This window comes from Pseudarthrobacter raffinosi, from assembly GCF_023913735.1.
In the GTDB taxonomy this organism is placed as follows: domain Bacteria; phylum Actinomycetota; class Actinomycetes; order Actinomycetales; family Micrococcaceae; genus Arthrobacter; species Arthrobacter raffinosi.
The window spans coordinates 1-19,265 of record NZ_JAMXBH010000035.1 but is presented as its reverse complement, the minus strand read 5'-3'; the positions used below and the strand labels follow the sequence as shown (position 1 = coordinate 19,265).

At 65.4% G+C, this 19,265-nt stretch carries 22 protein-coding genes; 7 read left to right on the top strand and 15 right to left on the bottom strand.

The genetic code is table 11. The annotated features are described in order from the left end of the window. Both NG698_RS21055 and NG698_RS21050 read right to left on the bottom strand, forming a co-directional pair. Nucleotides 1–313, bottom strand: a 313-nt coding sequence (locus NG698_RS21055; protein ID WP_252612167.1) for a dihydroxy-acid dehydratase domain-containing protein, incomplete at its 3' end; no start/stop codon positions are given. 82 nt (nt 314–395) lie between these two features. Next, entirely contained in the window at nt 396–1,271 is an 876-nt protein-coding gene (locus tag NG698_RS21050; protein WP_252612165.1) for a DUF6671 family protein, read from the bottom strand. A gap of 277 nt (nt 1,272–1,548) precedes the next feature. On the opposite strand from NG698_RS21050, the gene NG698_RS21045 reads away from it, so the two are divergent. Continuing rightward, complete coding sequence (locus NG698_RS21045) at nt 1,549–2,493, top strand: sodium-dependent bicarbonate transport family permease (protein ID WP_252603449.1); 945 nt, start codon at nt 1,549–1,551, stop codon at nt 2,491–2,493. A gap of 5 nt (nt 2,494–2,498) precedes the next feature. Continuing rightward, nucleotides 2,499–2,801 (top strand): P-II family nitrogen regulator, encoded by a 303-nt coding sequence (locus NG698_RS21040; RefSeq protein WP_252603452.1) that lies wholly within the window; start codon nt 2,499–2,501, stop codon nt 2,799–2,801. A 59-nt stretch (nt 2,802–2,860) separates the two neighbouring features. Here NG698_RS21040 and NG698_RS21035 read toward each other — a convergent pair whose 3' ends face one another. From NG698_RS21035 to NG698_RS21025, 3 genes are all read right to left on the bottom strand, one after another. Next, entirely contained in the window at nt 2,861–3,337 is a 477-nt protein-coding gene (locus NG698_RS21035; protein ID WP_252603455.1) for a universal stress protein, read from the bottom strand. Beyond that, the gene (locus NG698_RS21030; RefSeq protein WP_252612163.1) at nt 3,334–3,801 is read right to left on the bottom strand and encodes a hypothetical protein; all 468 of its coding nucleotides are present in this window, start codon (nt 3,799–3,801) and stop codon (nt 3,334–3,336) included. The genes NG698_RS21035 and NG698_RS21030 overlap by 4 nt, the downstream gene beginning before the upstream one ends. 121 nt (nt 3,802–3,922) lie before the next feature. After that, a complete protein-coding gene (locus NG698_RS21025) occupies nt 3,923–4,270 on the bottom strand; it encodes a helix-turn-helix transcriptional regulator (protein ID WP_252603460.1) in 348 nt (115 codons plus the stop codon). A 102-nt stretch (nt 4,271–4,372) separates the two neighbouring features. Between NG698_RS21025 and NG698_RS21020 the strand changes: the two genes are divergently transcribed. Beyond that, complete coding sequence (locus NG698_RS21020) at nt 4,373–5,377, top strand: TerC/Alx family metal homeostasis membrane protein (RefSeq protein WP_252612161.1); 1,005 nt, start codon at nt 4,373–4,375, stop codon at nt 5,375–5,377. Nucleotides 5,378–5,655: 278 nt separating this feature from the next. Here NG698_RS21020 and NG698_RS21015 read toward each other — a convergent pair whose 3' ends face one another. Then, nucleotides 5,656–6,063, bottom strand: coding sequence for a recombinase family protein (locus NG698_RS21015; protein ID WP_445260446.1), 408 nt, complete (start codon nt 6,061–6,063; stop codon nt 5,656–5,658). Between the two features lie 12 nt (nt 6,064–6,075). Next, nucleotides 6,076–6,234: a recombinase family protein gene (locus NG698_RS22065; RefSeq protein ID WP_445260445.1), complete on the bottom strand. Its 159-nt coding sequence runs from the start codon at nt 6,232–6,234 to the stop codon at nt 6,076–6,078. 45 nt (nt 6,235–6,279) lie between these two features. On the opposite strand from NG698_RS22065, the gene NG698_RS21010 reads away from it, so the two are divergent. Together NG698_RS21010 and NG698_RS21005 are read left to right on the top strand one after the other, a co-directional pair. Continuing rightward, nucleotides 6,280–6,606, top strand: a complete 327-nt coding sequence (locus NG698_RS21010; RefSeq protein ID WP_252603464.1) for a hypothetical protein — start codon at nt 6,280–6,282, stop codon at nt 6,604–6,606. A 407-nt stretch (nt 6,607–7,013) separates the two neighbouring features. Further along, a complete protein-coding gene (locus tag NG698_RS21005; RefSeq protein ID WP_252612154.1) occupies nt 7,014–7,946 on the top strand; it encodes a threonine/serine dehydratase in 933 nt (310 codons plus the stop codon). Nucleotides 7,947–7,950: 4 nt separating this feature from the next. On the opposite strand, the gene NG698_RS21000 is transcribed toward NG698_RS21005, so the two are convergent. Continuing rightward, nucleotides 7,951–8,760, bottom strand: coding sequence for a carbonic anhydrase (locus NG698_RS21000; protein WP_252603469.1), 810 nt, complete (start codon nt 8,758–8,760; stop codon nt 7,951–7,953). Between the two features lie 132 nt (nt 8,761–8,892). Next, nucleotides 8,893–9,798: a helix-turn-helix transcriptional regulator gene (locus NG698_RS20995; protein WP_252612152.1), complete on the bottom strand. Its 906-nt coding sequence runs from the start codon at nt 9,796–9,798 to the stop codon at nt 8,893–8,895. 181 nt (nt 9,799–9,979) lie between these two features. Here NG698_RS20995 and NG698_RS20990 point away from each other — a divergent pair, with 181 nt between their 5' ends. Then, the gene (locus tag NG698_RS20990) at nt 9,980–10,825 is read left to right on the top strand and encodes an aldo/keto reductase (protein WP_252612169.1); all 846 of its coding nucleotides are present in this window, start codon (nt 9,980–9,982) and stop codon (nt 10,823–10,825) included. Nucleotides 10,826–11,127: 302 nt separating this feature from the next. Here the strand turns inward: NG698_RS20990 and hutG are convergent, their stop codons facing one another. The 6 genes from hutG to NG698_RS20960 all read right to left on the bottom strand — a co-directional run bounded on the left by hutG (nt 11,128) and on the right by NG698_RS20960 (nt 18,144). Then, complete coding sequence (gene hutG / locus NG698_RS20985; RefSeq protein WP_252603477.1) at nt 11,128–12,078, bottom strand: formimidoylglutamase; 951 nt, start codon at nt 12,076–12,078, stop codon at nt 11,128–11,130. Next, nucleotides 12,075–12,830 (bottom strand): IclR family transcriptional regulator, encoded by a 756-nt coding sequence (locus tag NG698_RS20980; protein WP_252612150.1) that lies wholly within the window; start codon nt 12,828–12,830, stop codon nt 12,075–12,077. Before NG698_RS20980 ends, hutG begins: the two co-directional genes overlap by 4 nt. A 200-nt stretch (nt 12,831–13,030) precedes the next feature. After that, the gene (locus NG698_RS20975) at nt 13,031–13,843 is read right to left on the bottom strand and encodes a bifunctional allantoicase/(S)-ureidoglycine aminohydrolase (RefSeq protein ID WP_252612148.1); all 813 of its coding nucleotides are present in this window, start codon (nt 13,841–13,843) and stop codon (nt 13,031–13,033) included. 10 nt (nt 13,844–13,853) lie between these two features. Beyond that, nucleotides 13,854–15,131, bottom strand: a complete 1,278-nt coding sequence (locus tag NG698_RS20970) for a DUF6986 family protein (protein WP_252612146.1) — start codon at nt 15,129–15,131, stop codon at nt 13,854–13,856. Nucleotides 15,132–15,134: 3 nt separating this feature from the next. Continuing rightward, entirely contained in the window at nt 15,135–16,733 is a 1,599-nt protein-coding gene (aceB, locus tag NG698_RS20965) for a malate synthase A (RefSeq protein WP_252603486.1), read from the bottom strand. Nucleotides 16,734–16,749: 16 nt separating this feature from the next. Then, nucleotides 16,750–18,144, bottom strand: coding sequence for an NAD-dependent malic enzyme (locus NG698_RS20960; RefSeq protein ID WP_252612144.1), 1,395 nt, complete (start codon nt 18,142–18,144; stop codon nt 16,750–16,752). 220 nt (nt 18,145–18,364) lie between these two features. Between NG698_RS20960 and NG698_RS20955 the strand changes: the two genes are divergently transcribed. Beyond that, the gene (locus NG698_RS20955; protein WP_056340756.1) at nt 18,365–19,120 is read left to right on the top strand and encodes an IclR family transcriptional regulator; all 756 of its coding nucleotides are present in this window, start codon (nt 18,365–18,367) and stop codon (nt 19,118–19,120) included. Nucleotides 19,121–19,265: the final 145 nt, after the last annotated feature.

Sequence of the window (19,265 nt, the reverse complement as noted above, 5' to 3'; positions counted from 1 at the left end):
CGCGGGAGACCAGGGAGAAGTGCATGCCTTCGTGGCCCATGGAGATGCCGTCGGAGACGGAGATGGTGCCGAACTGCATCGGGAAACCGCCGCCTGCGTGGACACCTTCCTTGGCGCTCTGGGCGAGACGGTTCAGGGACAGGTTGCAGGGAGTGATTTCGTTCCAGGAGCTTGCCACGCCGATCTGGGGTTTGGCGAAGTCATCGTCGCCCATACCCACAGCGCGGAGCATGCCACGCGCGGGGGCCGCATGAATGCCGTCGGTAACCACCCGGCTGCGGGGCTTGAGGTCCACTAATTGTGATGGTTGCATATCTTTCCTCCGGTGTTGATTTGAAGCTACGTATCGCACTGAACGCGTTGGGCAATGGGACGCGTCGAGGTTTGGGCAAGGGTCAAGGGTTGCAATATTCGCAAAAACGCGGGTCAGCGCGTGGTGGGTCGGTTACGTCGCGGGTGGAGCGGTGCCCGCAGGTGAGGCATCCATGAATCTCGGCGCGGGTCTCGCTCGTTGGCTCGCCGCAGCCCGTGCACGGGAGTCCTGCCACTCGCTCCACTTTCCAGAATCCCGGGGTGCCGCAGGCCGGACATCTGGAGCGAAGCTTCTGTGCAAGGTCTTCGGCCGCGAGACGGATGGTTTCCATGCGCGTCGGATTGGCGTTGGCACGCATGTCTGTCTCGAGAAAAACCTTGCCCTTGGCCGATCGGGCCAGCGCCCTCGAAAAGGCGAGCTCCAGCTCGGGCCAGGCGGCGATTCCCTTACGGATGCGGGGGTCGTGTCCGCCGTCCGGGCGAACGACCAGATGGTGTTCGGGGAATTTCGATTCACGGGCGAACGTTTGGGCCTCCGCCCAGTCCGCCGTCTGCAGGTGGGAGAAGTTCGTCTTGCCTTCGGCTATTCCAACGACCTCCAGCTCGCGCTCACCGTCGATCCAGATCATGAGTTCGATGTTCCAGGGGAACATCCCCATGTATGGATCCGGGCCAAACGAGCCCTCGTTGGCGATACCCAGCGGCAATCCCGACAATTCCATGCCCACCTGCGCCTTCTTACGCGCAGCCTCGAGCTGTGTGCCGGCGCGGGGAATGTCACGGGTGAAAGTACCGAGCAGATCCGTGTCGTAGCCCGTGACGTGTTCGAGCCGGCAGCCGAGCGCACGCTCGAGCACCGGGACGATCACCCGTTCCTTGCCATGCTGGGTAAGCAGAGAAATCCGTTCACCGGAATAGGCGGAAAGAAGGGTTGAATTGCCGGAATCAATACTGGTCATAACTGACCTTTCACTCTGAGCGCGAACTGCTGGAACTGTCGCAGCACACCCGAAAGGTAGGCATGATTAGTTAGAAAAGAACCGACGGCCGCCTCTCAGTCGCAGATGCTACGTCATACAATACATGAAGTTTTGATCGTGAATCAAATAGCGTGTATTAATGGGATCCTGGGATGCTGGTGCCCTCGGATGGACTGCAGTCCCGGAACTTGGGGGTGCGGGCCATTGCCCGTACCCCGACTTCGTAAAAGCTGGAAACGAACAAGAGAGCAACCACGTGATCGATCCCATTATCCTTTTCTTTCTGCTCGGTGCCACCGCCGGTCTGCTGCGTTCGGAGTTGCGTCTACCGGCTGCGATCTACGAGTTCGTCAGCATCGTGCTGTTGCTGGCCATCGGCCTCAAGGGCGGTATTGAACTGGCCAGGCAACCTTTCGGCAGCCTGCTGCCGCAAATGCTGGCCGTGGTGGCGTTGGGCTTTTTCCTTTCACTGGCTGCCTTCCCCGTGCTGCGTTACCTGGGCCGTTTCAAGCGAGCGGATGCGGCTTCCATCGCCGCCCACTACGGCTCCGTAAGCGTAGGCACCTATGCCGTGGTTGTCGCCTATCTTGGCAGCCGCCAGATCGCGTTCGAAGAGCACATGCCCCTGCTTCTGGTGTTGCTGGAAGTGCCGGCCATTATTGTGGGAATTGTCCTGGCCCGGGGTCTGTCCCGGGAGACCCGGTGGAGGTCGGTCGCCCATGAGGTTTTCCTCGGGAAAAGCATTGTGCTGCTCCTGGGCGGGCTGCTCATCGGCTGGGCGGCGGGGCCGGACGGGCTGTCGTCGATCGAGCCGTTGTTCTTCGATCTGTTCAAGGGAATCCTGGCTCTTTTTCTACTGGAGATGGGGCTGATTACGGCGACACAGGTAGGAAGCCTGCGCCGGTACGGACCCTTCCTGATGGCCTTTGGAATTGGCATGCCGCTCTTTTCGGCCCTGGTGGGGACCGGACTGGGCTGGGTGCTGGGCCTCTCCATCGGCGGTACCGCCGTTCTTGCGACGCTGGCGGCGAGTGCTTCATACATCGCAGTGCCGGCGGCCATGCGCATTTCCGTACCCGAGGCCAACCCCACCCTGTCACTGGCCGCCGCGCTGGGGGTCACGTTCCCGTTCAATGTCCTGTTTGGTATCCCGATATACCACGCCCTCGCGGTGTGGGCACATACTTTCGCGAAAGGATGAGACTGATGCAAAGCCATACACGCAAGCTGTTGACCGTCGTCACCGAAGCCGTACTTGAGGGCACTCTCGTTCGGGACATCGACCGGCTCAATGCCCGCGGATACACCATCACCGACGCGCGCGGCAAAGGCCACCGCGGCGTCCGCAGTGCCGGCTGGGAAGCGAACAGCAACATCCGCATCGAGGTGGTGTGCGACGAAGCGACGGCAGACGCTATTGCCGCCTACCTCCAGGAGCACTACTACGAGGACTACGCCATGATCCTGTTCGTGAGTGACGTAGACGTTTTGCGGCCGGAGAAATTCTAGGCCCAGATCGGGCCGCCAGCACCGGGCAAAGGGTCAATGGTGGCCGGAGTGCCGCGGCTTCAGCTCCGAGGGCGCACGATCAGGACCGGGCAGTCCGCATGCCGGAGGCACTGGTCACTCACGGAGCCGAGCAGCATCCCGACGAGCCCGCCATGACCGCGCGATCCGACAACCAGCATGCGGGCGTCCCGTGAGATGTCAATGAGGCTCTTGGCGGCGCCGGCGTGAACGGCCCTGTAGCTGACGGAGAGCGTGGAGTATCTGTCGACCCTCGTGTGCACATCCCGCACGAGCTCGCCATGCACCGCCGTTGCGTACTCGTCAAAGGACGACACATATCCGAACTCCCAGCCGGGCGGGCGAGGGGCAGCAGCGAGAGACCAGGCCCGCACGATGACGACGGGGACCTCCAGCTGGTCCGCGAGTCCAAGTGCCGTGTCCAGGGCGTAGTCTGCGCAGGCGGATCCATCATGCCCGACCACGATGCTGTTGCCCGGTGCCGGGTTCAGACCGTCACCCAGGCTTTCCTGACTCACTGATGGTTCTCCCTGCTGCTGGAGGCCAAAACTGCACCGGTTGCCGGCCGGCGGATGGCACCGCGGCCGCGGGCCAGGCGCTCCAATGCTGAGGCAATACGGCGGGTCCGCCCGTACTCAGAGCCACCGCCCCGGTAGGTCATCAAGACAGTTTCAAATGTGACCCCGGCGGGATCCAGCACCTGATGCCCGAGACGCTGCAACCAGAGCATCTCCAGGTTCCTGCGCGCGGTGACGAACCGGACCAGGGCGGCGTCCGTCGTGAAGCCCAAACGGGGCCGGGCGAGAGCGATCAGCAGGCGGGCACCGGCACCGCGCGCCTGCGTGGCCGCCGCGGCCAAGACGTCCGCAGCGCCTGACTCAGCGACGATGACGATGAGATACACCGGCCCCGCGGAATCCGCGATGGTGGCGGGAACACCGCCGGGAAGCTGCGGTCTGAAACGTGCCTCTCGATTGTTCAAGAGCGAGCTCCTTCCAAACCGCCGCCGCAAAGCCTCGCCGAGGACACTGCAGCCGGCCACCCCACCACCCCGTGCGGTAGCGTATGATTCAATCAATGAACTTAGATTAGCGAATTATAGTTCAGGTGTCTAGGGTGCGGGAGGTGGGTTCAGGGACGAGGACCGCGAGGAGTTCGTCCAGTTCGTGGCCGGCATCGACGGGATGGCGGAAGGGGCGGCCGGTGGCGACGGTGTAGCTGTTGCGGCGTCCGTTACGGGTTCTGGTGATATATCCGGCCTCCACAAGGTCGGCAGTTATCTTTTGCGCAGCGCGCTCCGTGACTCCCACCCGGGTGGCGACGTCGCGCATGCGGATCTGCGGATCTCGGGCGATGGTGAGCAGGACGTGGGCGTGGTTGGTGAGGAACGTCCACTGTGTCTCGGCGGCGGCCCCGGCGGGTGTCCCTGAGTCAAAATCCTTGGTTGCCATTTCAAGGACAATAGTCGATCGGACCCGCAGGCGCCCGGTCGGCGGCCGGGAGTGCAGGGAAAGCAATCAGTCAGTTTCAGTTGATGACAAGAAAGGCCACCAATGCTCGAAGTCAATGTACTTCGCTGGACGCTCACCATCGGACTTATTCTCGGGCTGCTCGCCCTGGATCTTGGACTGGCTGCCGCACGGCCGCACGTCGTGAAGTTCCGCGAGGCCGCAATTTCATCGATTCTTTATATTGCCGTGGCCATTGCCTTCGGACTGGTCTTCGCAATGCAGGTGGGCTGGGACTATGGCGCGGAATTCTTTGCCGGCTACATCGTCGAAAAAAGCCTGTCCATCGATAACCTCTTCGTCTTCGTGATCATCATGTCGACCTTCGCCGTGCCAGAGAAGTACCAGCAGAAGGTCCTGATCTTCGGCATAGCAATGGCTCTGGTCCTGCGGGCGATCTTCATCGCCCTGGGCGCAGCACTGCTCCAGCTGTTTTCCTTCATGTTCCTGATCTTCGGCCTGATCCTGATTGTGACGGCTGTGCAGCTTTACCGGCACCGCAACGCCGACCCGGATGTCCATGACAACGTGCTGGTCCGGGTGGCCCGCCGCGCGCTGACCGTCACGAAGGACTACGAGGGCGGCCGGATGTTCACACGCAGCGCCGGACGCCGGGCAGTGACGCCCCTGTTCATTGTGCTGCTCGCAATTGGCAGCACCGACCTGCTGTTCGCGCTCGACTCAATCCCGGCCATTTTCGGCATCACCGCCGAACCCTATATTGTCTTCACCGCCAACGCCTTCGCCCTGCTAGGGCTGCGGGCCCTGTTTTTCCTCGTCAAGGGGCTTCTGGACCGCCTGGTCTACCTCTCCACCGGCCTGGCGATTATCCTGGCTTTCATCGGCGTGAAACTGGTCCTGCACTGGGGGCATGGCCTCGATGGCCGGGTGCCGGAGATCAGCACCAACCTCAGCCTCGTCGTCATCGCAGTCGTCCTGACAGTGACCACGATCGCAAGCCTGATCAAGGTCCGCCTGGATCCCACCGCACGCGCCCACGCAGGATCTCTCACAACAGAGGATAAGTCCGACTCAGGCCGGTCCGGCTGACCAGGCACATGAACTCGTTGGCCGTCGGCGGAAGAGTTTAGCGACGGCTGGCACTACGTGCCTGTTCGAAGCAGCAGGTTGACGGGCCGACGGGCTGTGTGGATCCAAACGGCTGGTCCACCGGCTGCCTTAGCCGCCTCTGGCCCCGGTCAGCTCAGTGCCGGTCGTGGCACTATCACTCGCCACCGGGCAGCGTACTGTGCCCGCACGTGACGGGCCCGGCCATCCCGCCGGCGGACCCGCTCGAAAACCTCCATTCCAAAATTGGTTCCGCATGTCTAGCCTCTTGAGAGGACCTTTGCCCCGTCCGGGCGCAGTTCGCCGCTGGGCGACACGTGCCGGTACAGGGTCTGCCGCGTGATGCCGAGTTCGGTGCGGAGATCGCTGACTCTGGTGCCAGGTTGCCCCATGGAAGCCATAGCCAGGCGGAGCTTCGCCGGGGTCATCTTGTAGGGACGTCCCCCGTTCCGGCCCCTGGCGCGGGCGGAGGCCAGTCCGGCGAGGGTGCGTTCGGAGATGGGTTCCCGTTCGAATTCGGCTAAGGCGGCGAAGATCCCGAAGACGAGTTTCCCGGAGGCGGTGGTGGTGTCAATGGCCGCGCCCTGGCCGGTGAGGACCTTCAGTCCGATGCCGCGCTCGGTCAGGTCGTGCACGATATTGACCAGATGCCGCAGGTCACGCCCCAGCCGGTCGAGTTTCTATACGACCAGGGTGTCACCGTGACGCAGGGCTTTGAGGCACGCGGCCAGGTGAGGCAGGTCATCCTTCTTCCCTGAGGCCTTGTCTTCGTAGAGGGAGTCCGTATCGATGCCGGCGGCGACGAGCATGCCGAGGGGATGTTCCTCTTCGTTCATCACGGCGCCGGCCTCGCATACGGAGGGGGTCCGATCCGCTCAACCGATGTGTGGACAAACACCCTGAACGAGCAGACCTATACGATCACGGAGTCAGGCCAGGCACGGGACCACAAAATCACCGACAACGGCGATGGCACCCTGACCGTCGAGATCGCTGTCTCCGGCGTCCAGAAGGTCTATGGCCCGGACGGTAAGCGTCTGTTCATGGACACGGGTACCTTCAGGTTCGCGATTCTCATTGATCACGGCGGCACGCCTGCTGACCCCTCCGACGACGAGTTCATTAGGGACCTCGGCGAGACGGCCAGTCACGGGCAAGCGGACACGGCTGGACGCGACTTCTGCGAAGACCTCGTCACCTTCATCGGTTAATAAATTCAAGCGGCCCTGGGAAAACGCCCGGACGGACCTTTTCAACCACATCTTCCCGCGGCCGGCAAAGACCTGACTGGCCGCCCGGGACCGAAACAACCAAGGACCCACTGTGGAACACGACCGGCAGCAGGGCCGGGTAATCCGGTATGCCGCGAACTAGGCCCGCCCGGCCAACCAAATCCCGGAGTCCTCAACGAGACCGTCGGCGGATCAAGGTTAAGGCCCCTCCGGTGAGTATCCGATGAAGGGGCCTTCTCTGGCATACTCATTCGGCCCGCGCAAGCGGCCCATTTCTCTCTTTGGGACGCTTTTGCGCCGAGCCGATGGGACGGAACGACGGCGACACCACACGGGCGTTAGCCTGAACGTTGAACCCAGCCCCACCCCGGAACGAGGATTTCCCCATGATCACACGCACCGACGTCGACGAAGCCGCTGCCCGAATTGCGGGGAGGATCCGCGTCACGCCCGTACTGGCGGCTGACCGAGGCCAGTACGCCGGCGAGGTGTGGCTCAAGTGCGAGTTCACGCAGCACACCGGCACGTTCAAGGCCCGGGGCGCTTTCAATCGGGTCCTGGCCTGCCGGGAGCGCGGCGAACTCAAGGACGACGTCGGCATCGTGGTGGCCTCCGGCGGCAACGCCGGCCTCGCCAACGCCTACGCGGCCACAGAAGTGGGCGTCCCTGCCACGGTGTTCGTGCCCGAGACCGCCCCGGCCGTGAAGGTCAAGAAGCTCGTGGCCATCGGCGCCAACGTGGTTCAGCACGGTGCCGAATACTCCGAGGCCTACGACGCCGCGATGGCCTACGCCGCCGAGACGGGCGCGATCTACTGCCACGCCTACGACCAGCCTGAGATCGCCGCCGGCGCCGGCACCATCGGAACCGAGCTGCTGGAGCAGCTGGGCGACGTTGACACCGTCGTGGTGGCCGTGGGTGGCGGCGGGCTCATGGCGGGCGTCGCGGCCGCCGTGGAGGGCCGGGCCAAAGTGGTGGGCGTCGAGTCCGAATCCACGCCCACACTGCATGCCGCGCTCGCGGCCGGAACCCCCGTGGACGTGGCCGTTTCGGGGATTGCCGCCGACTCCCTGGGGGCCCGGCAGATCGGCCGGATCGGTTTCGACGTGGCCGTCCGTACCGGCGTCCGCGCCGTGCTGGTCTCCGACGAGGACATCGTGGCCGCCCGGTCCCTGCTGTGGGAGCAGTACCGCATCATCGTGGAGCACGGCGCGGCCGCGGCCTTCGCCGCCCTGCACTCCGGCGCCTACGTCCCGGCCGACGGCGAACGCGTGGCCGTGATCCTCTGCGGCGCCAACACGGACCCCGCCACCGTCTGAGGTTCTACCGGTCCACCGCGACGAGGTCCCTCCCGTTGAGCGGCTGGACCGGCCGGCTGTTGCCCGCGTGCGCCGCGCGCAGTGTGGCGAGCTGTCCGGCTCCCAGCTCAATGGGGGTCTCGAGGAGCAGCCAGCGCACGCCTTCCGAGCAGGGCGGAGTGGTCAGGCTGCCGTCGTACGCGAAGTGGTCCAGCGACGCCGGGAACAGCGCCGGGAAGTCCACGACGCCGGCCGCCACTTTCGGCCCATCGGCTGCGGCCGGCACGCCGTCCGTGAACGGCGCCCACGGCGCATTGGTAGCCCCCACCGTGGCGAGGATCCCGACGACGGCCAGCCCGCCGTCGTCGGCCTGGTGGACGAAATGGAACTCGGCCTCGTGCCGGACGCCGTCCAGCGTGTGCTCGGATGGGGCGTGGAAGTGCAGCTGCTTGAAGGCGTACTTCTTGCCGCCAACCGTGATGCCTTGGGCCGAGAGGGCGTGCAGCTCGGTGGTGTGGCCGTTGTCGGTGATCTCGCCTTCCGAGGCGGAATAGGCCAGGGCGAGCGGCGCAGGGGAAAGGCCCGGACCACCCCCGACGTCGATGGGGGACTGGGCGGTGCCCGAAGAGCAGGAGCCGAAGTCGGAGCTCAGGGTGCCCCAGTGTTCGGGACCCTCGGCGCCGTCGTAGGACCAGGCGCGGGGCGCTGCGGAGCCGGACGGCGAGGGTGCCGCGGCCCCGGCGGCGGACCTGCTGCAGCCGGTGACAAGAGCCAGCAGCCCCAGGCCGGATCCAACTAGCAAAGACTTCCTGGTCATTATTGTGGCGCTGCGCATTTCCATCCTTCGGGTCGTGTAGGTCCGCACCGGAGAGCCCGGCGCGGACCTACGACGACTACCACGGGGGCCGGTGGCAGGTCTTGTCACAGACGCCCACCGCAGGATGTGACCCGCTGTCCTTCCCGGAAGTCAGGGCGCCTTGCCGGCGCCGGACGCGTCCGTGTCTTCTGTGGCCCGAGGGGCTGCCGCGGCGGCCAGCACTTCGGCGCCGAAGCTGCCGAGTAGGGTCAGGGAATCGGCCGATGGCGAGTCCGGCTTCGCTGAATACACCCGCAGCACCTGGTCTGAATCGTCGGGAAGCGTCAGGTCTTCGAAGTTCAGTTCCAGGTCCCCGACGACGGGATGGTGCAGCCGAACACTGCCTGCGGACCCCGTTGCCAGCCGGTGTCCGGCCCACCATTGGCGGAAGCGTTCGCTGTGTACTGCGAGTTCGCCGACGAGTTGATTGGCCTGGGGGTCGTTGGGGTGCCGGCCGATATCCGCGCGCAGGGTCCCGACGGCTTCGGCCGCCACGGTCTCCCAGTCCCGGAAGAGATCGTGGGAGCGCGGATCGAGGAAAACCCATCGGGTGAGGTTCCGCTCTGCTGCCGGCATGGCCGGGAATTCCGCAAGGAGAAGGAACGCCAGGCGGTTGCCGGCCAGAACATCTGTGCGGCGGCCCAGGATCAGGGCGGGAACGTTGCCCACGGCGTCCAGGAGTTGGCGGAGAGCCGGCCGAACAACCTGTTCCGGAATGGATGAATGCTGGGACTTCGCGCAGTTCTCCAGAAGGTCGAACATGTGCGCCTGCTCGCCAGGATCCAGGCGCAGGGCCCGCGCCACTGAATCCATCACCGCCCGGGACGGGTGGATGTTCCGGCCTTGTTCGAGCCGGGTGTAGTAGTCGGTGCTCACGTCCGCCAGGCGCGCGATTTCCTCGCGTCGCAGCCCGGGGACGCGCCTGCCACCGGAGGTCGCGGCTATCCCGGCCTGCTCCGGCGTCAGCCGCGACCGCATTACCTTCAGGAACTTTCCAAACTCCGCGCTCTGACCCATGTCTTCCATTGTCCAAGCCGGCGTCCCCGCTTTCCAGTGACGAAGGTAGGACTGCCAGTCCTAGGAAAAGGAGGGAATGGCTTACCTGCTGACACGGCCGGCCGGCGTGCTTAGCGTTGAACGCATAGCCGCCCGTGCAGGGCTGTTCGAGCAATCAACACAACCACCGGAAGAATTGATGATGTCCCAGCCACAGGAAATTACCATCCCCACCGTGACCCTCAACAACGGCGTCCAGATCCCGCAACTCGGCTTCGGCGTATTCCAGGTCCCGCCGGAAGAAACGCAGCGCATCGTCGAGGGCGCGCTCGAAGCCGGCTACCGCCACATCGACACTGCCGCGGCGTACCGGAACGAGGCCGGCGTCGGGGCAGCCATTGCCGCTTCGGGCATACCCCGCGGGGAAATCTTCATCACCACCAAGCTGCGCAACGGTGAACAAGGAATGGCCCACCAGGCCTTCCAAAACAGCCGCCAAGCCCTGGGCCTGGACTACGTGGACCTCTACCTGATCCATTGGCCCGTGCCCGCACAGGGACTCTTCACGGAGGCTTGGAAGGCCATGGAACAGCTGTACGCAAACAACCAGATCCGCGCCATCGGGGTTTCGAACTTCCTGGCTGACCACCTGGACACGCTCCTGGCGGCCGCGGATATTGTCCCGGCCGTCAACCAGATCGAAATCCACCCCGCGTTCCAGCAGCAGGAGCTGGCGGCCAAGAACCGCTCCCTGGGCATTGCGGTGGAGGCGTACAGCCCGTTGGGGCAGGGCGCTGATCTGGCAGCGGCCACCGTGAAGTCCCTTGCCGCGAAGTACGGTGCCACACCTGCCCAGGTTATACTCGCGTGGCATCTCAGCCAGGGCACCATCGTCATCCCGAAGTCGGTCCAGGCCGCACGCATGCGGGAAAACCTGGGCGCTGCCGCCGTGTCGCTGACGCCCGCGGAGGTAGCCGAAATCACGGAACTGGAGTCCGGCGCCCGCACCGGCGGGGATCCCACCGTCGCCGCGCACAGCCAAATGTAGCCAATCCGCACCGGGGAAGTGCAAACCAAGAGAGCCTCACCGAACAAGAAGAGAACCATGGATAATTCGCTGATGATGGCTTGGGCCGTCGTCCACCTCATAAACAACGACAGCCGCAGCGCCTTGCCGGATTCACCCTTCGTGGCACCACGACAAGCCGGACGCGCACGCAGGAGACTGGCCCGCTTCCAGCGGCGGCTGGCCAGTCTCCTGCACGAAGCCGCGTGGGCAATTGAACCTGAACCGCGGACGGCTACTGAGCCCTGACCGTGAGTTTCTGGGGAGGGGAGGCGGGCTTGCGGCTACGCATGCCGGCGCCCGGATCGCTCTGCGGCGATTGTGTGGATGAGGCGTGCGGCCGTGCGGGCCGTGCGGGAGTCGACGTCGAACCTGGGGTTCAGTTCGACGACGTCGACGACGGCGAGCTTGGGGGAGCGGGCCAGCTGGCGGCACACTTCCAGCACCACGGAGAGCGGAACGCCGTACGACGCCGGTGCGCTGACACCGGGGGCGACGTATGCGGGGAGGACGTCGAGGTCGATGGTCAGGTAGACCACGTCCACGGAGTCGATGAAGTCCTGCGTGAACTGCCGGACCTGCTCAGTCCTGGACTCGGTGCATTCCTCGTCCAGGAGGTACTTGACGCCGAGCTCCCGGGCTGTTTGGAAAAGGGCCTCGGTGTTGCCGGGCTGGCTGATGCCCACCACCGTGTAGCTGAACCCGTGGCCCAAGGCTTGCTCCGCCTCGGCCACCTGCCGGAACGGTGTTCCCGAGGACGGGATTTCCTCGGCGCGGAGGTCGAAGTGCGCGTCCAGGTTGATGATGCCGATGCGGCGTCCATCGGTGACCTGGCTGGCGCGGAGGCCCGTGTAGGTGCCGAAGGCGGTTTCGTGGCCGCCGCCCAGGATGATGGGCAGGTGGCCCGCGTCCAGGGCCTCGAGGACGGCCGCGCCGAGGCGCTCCTGGCCGTCCTCGAGGTTTCCGTCCACAACGGTGGTGTCGCCAAGGTCGTGGACCAGGAGTTCCGCGGGCGCCGCCATGGGTGCCAGGGCGGAGCGGATGCTTGCGGGACCGTCGACGGCGCCGACCCGGCCTTTGTTCCGGCGGACGCCTTCATCGCTGCGGAACCCAAGGATGGCGATTCCCGTGGTGCCGGCCTGGGCCGTGTTCACTGCGTGGTGCCAGCGACGGTGCTCTGGGCCGGGGCCGTCGTCGCGGCCCGTCCACGTGTGCTGGGTGGTGGGGTTGGTCATCGGGATCCTTCTCCGTGTCCTAGTGCCAGTGCGGCGTCACGGGTGCTTTCTATGAGTTGCTTTTCGCGCCGGACCGCCCGGTCCGCCGGAGCCATGGTGCTGACGGCACCCAAAAGCCGGCCGCCGTCGTCGAACACGGGGAAACTGACGCCCCAGACGCCCGCATCCACCGCCCCGTAGCTGAGGCCGAAGCCGCGGCCCTGAACGAGCTGGAGCTCGTGGTTCAGGTTGTCTGCCTCCTCCTCGCTCAGTCCGAGGCCGGCCACGATCCTGCTCTGCTCCTGGGGGTCCAGGTGCGCCAGCAGGGCCATCGCGCTGGCGCCCTTCAGTAGGGGGAGCGAGCGGCCCGGCGAGTAGCTGCAGCGCAGCATCTGAGGGCCTTCGATGGCATCTACGCACAGTGCCTCCGCACCGCGGACCACTAGATAGGCGGCCAGCTCCTGGGTTTCATCCGAGAGCAGCTGTAGCTGCTCCGAGATGCGGCCCTTGACCATGGCCTCCTGGTGGAAGTTGGCGGCGAGGCGCAGGGTTTCCGGGCCGGCGCTGTACTGCCCGCGGCGCCTGGTCTGCGCCACCAGCCCGGACGGCACCAGCATTGCCAGGTGCCGGTACACGGCGCTGGCGGGGATGCCCGTTGTTTTGCTGATTTGGGCTGCGGTCAGGGTCCGGTGCCGCGCGAATTCGAGCAGGATGTCGACGAATCGCGAGGCGTTGCCTTCCGCTATCACGGAATGGTTCGGAACTGTAGGCATAACACCGACGTTAGTGGCTGGAATCACGGATGGCATCAACTAGTTCCCATAGAGTGGGAATTTACTTTCCGCCGGGTGGGAATCAACCGTTAACGCGAAATCGCCGGAACCATGCCGGGTCGCCGCAAATTTGCAGTGACCCGGCATGGCTCCGGCGATTGCGGCGGCCAGCCGGTAAGAGGCGGCCGGTGTAAGGCGGCCTAGGTCAGCTTGATCTGGCGGTTCATGTCCTTGTAGAGCAGGTAGCGGAATTCGCCGGGGCCACCGGCGTAGCAGGCCTGCGGGCAGAAGGCGCGCAGCCACATGAAGTCGCCGGCCTCCACCTCAACCCAGTCGTTGTTGAGCAGGTACATGGCCTTGCCCTCCAGGACGTACAGGCCGTGCTCCATGACGTGGGTCTCCGGGAACGGGATAACCCCGCCCGGCTGGAACGTCACAATGTTCACCTGCATGTCGTGGGCCAGATCGCTGGAATCCGTGAAGCGGGTGGTCTTCCAGGCGCCGTCGGTATCCGGCATCGCGGTGGGTTCCACCTCGGCATCACTGGTGACGAAGGACTTTGCCTCGTAACCCTCAAGCCGCTCATAGGCCTTGCGGATCCATTGGAAGGAGACAATGTCATCCGAGACGTTCTCCAGGCCCCAGGTGGCACCGGCGGCCAGGTAGGCGTAGCCGCCTTCCTCAAGCTGGTGCAGTTCGCCGTCGAGCGTCAGGTTGACCTTGCCCTTGGTGACAAAGACAACGCCCTCAACGCCGGGCTCAAACTCGGCCTTGGGGGCACGGCCGCCGGGGCCGATCTCCACGATCAGCTGCGAGAACGTGGTGGCAAACCCGGAGATCGGGCGGGCCAGGATCCAGGAGCGGGTGTTGGAGAAACCCGGCAGGGTGCTGGTCACGATGTCGGTCATAACGCCCTTGGGGATGACCGTATAGGCCTCCGTGACGATGGCCCGCTCCGTGGTGAGGTGCGTCTGCGGCGGCAGGCCGCCCTGGGGGTAGTAGTACTTGCCCATTATGGGATCCTTACTTTGAAGTGGAGTGTGCCAGCCGCGGGTGCGCCAGTGCGGTCAGCTGGGAAAGTTCGACGCCGGCGAGCGCCTGGACCTCTTCGGTCCCCACTGCGCCGCACTGGACGCCGCGCAGGACGAAGGCGGCCAGGGCCCGGGCGGTGGCGGGTTCGTCCATGACCCCGCCTTCCGTGTGGTCGACATAGTTGCGCAGGCGTGCCGCTGCGGCCGGAAGCCCCTCGCGGTAGAACGCATACGTGGCGGCGAAACGGCTGGGCAGCTGGGCTGCGTGCAGGTCCCAGCCCTGGTAGTAGCCGCGCTCCAGCGAGCGGCGGACGAGGCGTCCGTGCAGCTTCCAGGCATCCTCGACGGCGTCGCCCACCGGGATGATGTTGGTGGATCCGTCGGAGAGGCGGATGCCCGTGCCGGCGACGGCCAGCTGCATGACTTCCTTGGCGTAGTCCGCGACCGGGTGCTCCATGGACTGGTACTCGGCCGAGATTTGCAGCGAGGCGGAGTAGTCGTAGGTGCCGTAGTGCAGGGCGCTGATGCGTCCCGGAACCACGTGCGGCAACTGCGCCACAGGGGAGGTGCCTTCCGGCCCGAGGATCAGCTGCGGTGTTTCCACCTGGACCTCGAAGCGGAGCCGGCCGGCGCGAAGTCCGTGGACTTCCTCCAGCCGGGACACGGCGAAGTCCATCGCCTGGACCTGGGCCACGGTGGTGACCTTGGGCAGGGTCAGGATGAGTCCGGCAGGAAGTTCGCCGGCCTGCGCGAGCGTGGAGACGAACAGGTCCAGTGTTTTCAGTCCGCGGGCCCGGGTGGGCGCCTCGAAGCACTTGAAGCGGATGCCGATGAACGGAGGCGCGGTGCCGGCCGCGACGGCGGTGGCCACGGCGTTGGCGGCAGAAACCGCTGCCGCGTCCTCCGCCTCATCGCCGCGGTCGCCGAAACCATCCTCGAAGTCGAGGCGCAGGTCCTCGATCGGTTCCGTGCACAGCTTGGCACCGACCCGTGCGGCGACGGCGGCAGCCAGCTCCGGCTCCTGGCCCAGCAACGCGCCGAGCTTCTCGAGTCCGCCGTGAGCCTCCGCCGTCGTAAGCGCCTGGGCACCCCAGTCGGCCGCGAACGACGGCGTGAAACGGTCAGCCGGCACGTACACGGTGTGCACGGGCTGGCGGGTGCCGTCGTCGCCCGGGTAATTACGTTCCAGCAGCTGGTCAGTGGCGGCCAGCTGTGCGTCGATGGCGGCAAGGTCCGCCGCGGAGAGCGACGGCGTGGGGGAGACCGCCATGACTCAGCCCACCAGTTCGTAGGCCGGAGTGGTGAGGAAGTCCGTGTAGTCCTCGGACAGGCAGATCTCGGCGATCAGCTTGCTGGCCGGCTGGTAGTACAGGCGGAAGGCCTCGTCGCCGAATTCGGTCCGGAGCCGTTCCGTTTCCTCGCCCAGGATCTTTTCGACCAGTTCGCGGGTGACGGTGTTTCCGGTGTCGGCGAGGACGGACTTGTTGCGGATCTGCTGCCATACCTGCGAGCGGGAGATCTCGGCCGTGGCGGCGTCCTCCATGAGGTTGTGGATGGCCACGGCGCCGTTGCCGGAGAGCCAGACGGCGGTATAGGCGACGGCGACATACAGGTTCAGGCGCAGCCCGCCCTCGGTGACCTGGCCGTCAGCCGAGGCGATGTCGATCAGCTGGTCTGCAGTAACCGAAACCTCGGGGCGCTGCTTGTCCAGCTGGTTCGGGCGCTCGCCGAGTACGCCGTCGAACACCTCGCGGCAGGTGGGGACCAGGTCCGGGTGGGCCACCCAGGAGCCGTCGAACCCGTCATTCGCTTCACGGGACTTGTCCGCGCGGACCTTGGCGAAGGCTGCTTCGGTGACCTCGGGGTGCCGGCGGTTGGGGATGACGGCAGCCATGCCGCCCATGGCGAAAGCGCCGCGCTTGTGGCAGGTCTTCACCAGCAGCTCGGTGTAGGCGCGCATAAACGGAGCCGTCATAACCACCGAGGCGCGGTCGGGGAGCACGAACTCCTCGCCGGCGTCGCGGAAGTACTTGATGATGCTGAACAGGTAATCCCAGCGGCCGGCGTTCAGGCCCGAGGCGTGGTCCCGGAGTTCGTAGAGGAACTCGTCCATTTCGAAGGCGGCCGGGATGGTTTCGATCAGCATGGTGGCGCGGACGCTGCCCTGCGGGATGCCGAGGAAGTCCTGGGCGAAGACGAAGACCTCGTTCCAGAGGCGCGCCTCGAGGTGGCTTTCCATCTTGGGCAGGTAGTAGTACGGGCCGTGGCCGTTGAGCAGCAGCTGCTTGGCGGTGTGGAAGAAGTGCAGGCCGAAGTCCACCAGCGCACCCACGGCGGGTTCGCCGTCGATCAGCAGGTGCCTTTCCGGCATGTGCCAGCCGCGGGGGCGGGCCACCACAACAGCCAGCGGCGCGTCGGTGCGGAGCGTGTATTCCTTGCCTTCGGGCGAGGTGTAGGCCAAGGTGCCGGTTGCGGCGTCGCGCAGGTTCAGGATGGCGTCGATGACGTTGGGCCACGTGGGCGTGCTGGCGTCCTCGAGGTCCGCCAGCCATACCTTGGCGCCGGAGTTCAGGGCATTGATGGCCATCTTGGCCGGGGTGGCCGGGCCGGTCATCTCGACGCGGCGGTCCTGCAGCGCGGCGGGCGCCTCGGCGACCTTCCAGTCGCCGTCGCGGATTTCCTGCGTCTCCGGCAGGAAGTCCAGGCGGCTGGTGCGGGCGACGCCGTCGCGCTTGGCCTGGCGGGCCTCGAGCAGCTCGTTGCGCGTTCCGGCGAAGCGCCGGTGCAGCTCCTCGACGAAGGCCAGGGCCTTGGGCGTGAGGATCTCTTCGGCGCGGGAGACCGGCTGGCGGTCAGTAACAGTGATAGCCATATTCGTAAGTCCTTTTCTAGAGAGCGCGGGCGGCGTGAGCGGCGCCCGCCACTGCGGCAGCCACATCGGCGGCTACATGAGGATCGAAGACGCTGGGGATAATGTAGCTCGCGTTGAGCTCGTCGTCAGCTACCCGGTTGGCAATGGCGTCTGCGGCGGCCACCAGCATCTCCGGCGTGATGTCGCTCGCGCCGGCGTCGAGCAGCCCGCGGAAGAAGCCCGGGAAGGCCAGCACGTTGTTGATCTGGTTGGGGAAATCGCTGCGGCCCGTGGCCACCACGGCCGCGTACTTGGACGCAATGACAGGGTCGATCTCCGGCGTCGGGTTGGCCATGGCGAAGACGATCGCGTTCTCGGCCATGGCGGCGACCTGCTCTTCGCCGATCACGTGCGGGGCGCTGACACCGATGAAGACGTCGCCGCCGGCCATGGCTTCGTGCAGGGTTCCGGCGAAGCCTTCCTCGTTGGTGTTTGCGGCAATCCAGGCGCGGTGCTCGTCGTCGTACTGCTCGCCCGAGTGGATGGCTCCGGAGCGGCCGGCGGCAACGATGTGCTGGGCGCCCTGGGCCTTAAGGAGCTGGATGATGGCCGAGCCGGCGGCGCCGACGCCCGAGACAACAATGCGGACCTCGGGGAGCTTCTTGTCCACCACGCGCAGGGCGTTGTGGAGGGCTGCCAGGGTGACGATGGCAGTGCCGTGCTGGTCGTCGTGGAAGACGGGGATGTCGAGTTCATCGCGCAGGCGCTTCTCAATTTCAAAGCAGCGCGGTGCTGCGATGTCCTCAAGGTTGATGCCGCCGTAGACGGGGGCCATGGCCTTGGCGATCATGATGATTTCCTCGGTGTCCTGGGTGTCCAGGCAGACCGGCCAGGCGTCAACGTTGGCGAACTGCTTGAACAGGGCGGCCTTGCCTTCCATAACGGGCAGGGCCGCGGCCGGGCCAATGTTGCCCAGGCCCAGGACGGCCGAACCGTCGGTGAGGACGGCAATGGTGTTGCGCTTGACGGTCAGGTTGCGGGCTGCTGCCGGGTCCTCGGCGATGGCGAGGCAGACGCGGGCGACGCCGGGCGTGTAGGCACGGGAGAGGTCGTCGCGGTTGCGCAGGGCTACCTTGGGGACCACCTCGAGCTTCCCGCCGAGGTGCATCAGGAAGGTGCGGTCCGAGACGTGCTGGACCGTGACGCCGTCGAGCGCGTTCAGGGCGTCCTTGACGCGGGCGGCGTGGTCGTCGTCGGTGGTGTTGCAGGTGACGTCCACAACCAGGGTGTCGTGGTGGGATTCCGTGACGTCAAGCGCCGTGATGGCTGCGCCGGCCGCGCCGACGGCGGCAGCGAGCTCACTCGTGGCGGTGAAGCTCGACGGCGCCGCGACGCGCAGGGTGATCGAATTTCCGGGGCTCGGGTTCGCCATTGAATTTCCTCCTCGTTGGGTCCGTTCCCGGACCGCTCGTGCAACCGAATGTTTTCGTATTATGGATATTATTATCTGCAAAGTGGAAATGCAACCCCCTGGCGGTCATGTTTGGGGACATCGCCTGGGGCCTGGTTGTGCTGTATGTTGAGTGTTCTAAGCAACTCTTTTCACGATGTGGATAAGAGATGTCAGAATCTGAGCCATAGGAGACAACGGAATGGCTGAAAAAGCCTCCGGAGGCGTGCAGTCCGTCGAGCGCGTCTTCGAACTGCTGGAACTCATCACAGACGCGGGCGGTGACGTGACGCTCAGCGAGCTCTCGTCCTCCACGGATCTGCCCCTGCCCACCATCCACCGCCTGCTGCGCACTTTGGTCTCGCTTGGCTACATCCGCCAGCTGCCCAACCGCCGTTACGCACTGGGTCCCCGGCTGATCCGGCTTGGCGAAGCCGCCAGCAAGCAGCTTGGAGCCGTGGCCCGCCCGCAGCTGAAGAACCTCGTGGACCGCCTCGGCGAAACCTCCAACATGGCCGTGCTGGATTCGGACATGGTCATCTACGTGGCCCAGGTGCCCTCCATGCACTCCATGCGCATGTTCACCGAGGTGGGCCGCCGCGCCCACACGCACGACACCGGAGTCGGCAAGGCGATCCTGGCCCAGCTCGACGACGAGGTGGTGCGCGGCATCGTGGCCCGCACCGGCATGCCCACCCCCACGGCCAAGAGCATCGGCGACATTGATGCCCTCCTTGCCGATCTCAAGCTGATCCGTGAACGCGGCTACTCCATTGACGAGGAAGAGCAGGAGCTCGGCGTGCGCTGCTTCGCGATGGCCGTGCCCAACGCACCCACCCCTGCCGCCATCTCGGTGTCGGGGCCGATCAGCCGCGTGGACCAGAGTTTTGCAGACCGCGCCGTGCCGCTGCTGCGCCAGGCCGCAATGGCGATCTCGGCTGAGCTCAACCAGAACTGAGTTTCCCTCCCCGCGAGGTGGCAGATGACGGCAGTGTTTGTTCGGCAGAGTCATATGGTCGTTGCAACGCTCTGATTGATGGAGCGTTTAATGGTCAGGTCATTTCCTCTGAGTACCCGCACCGAGTTCATTGACCTTGTGTGTG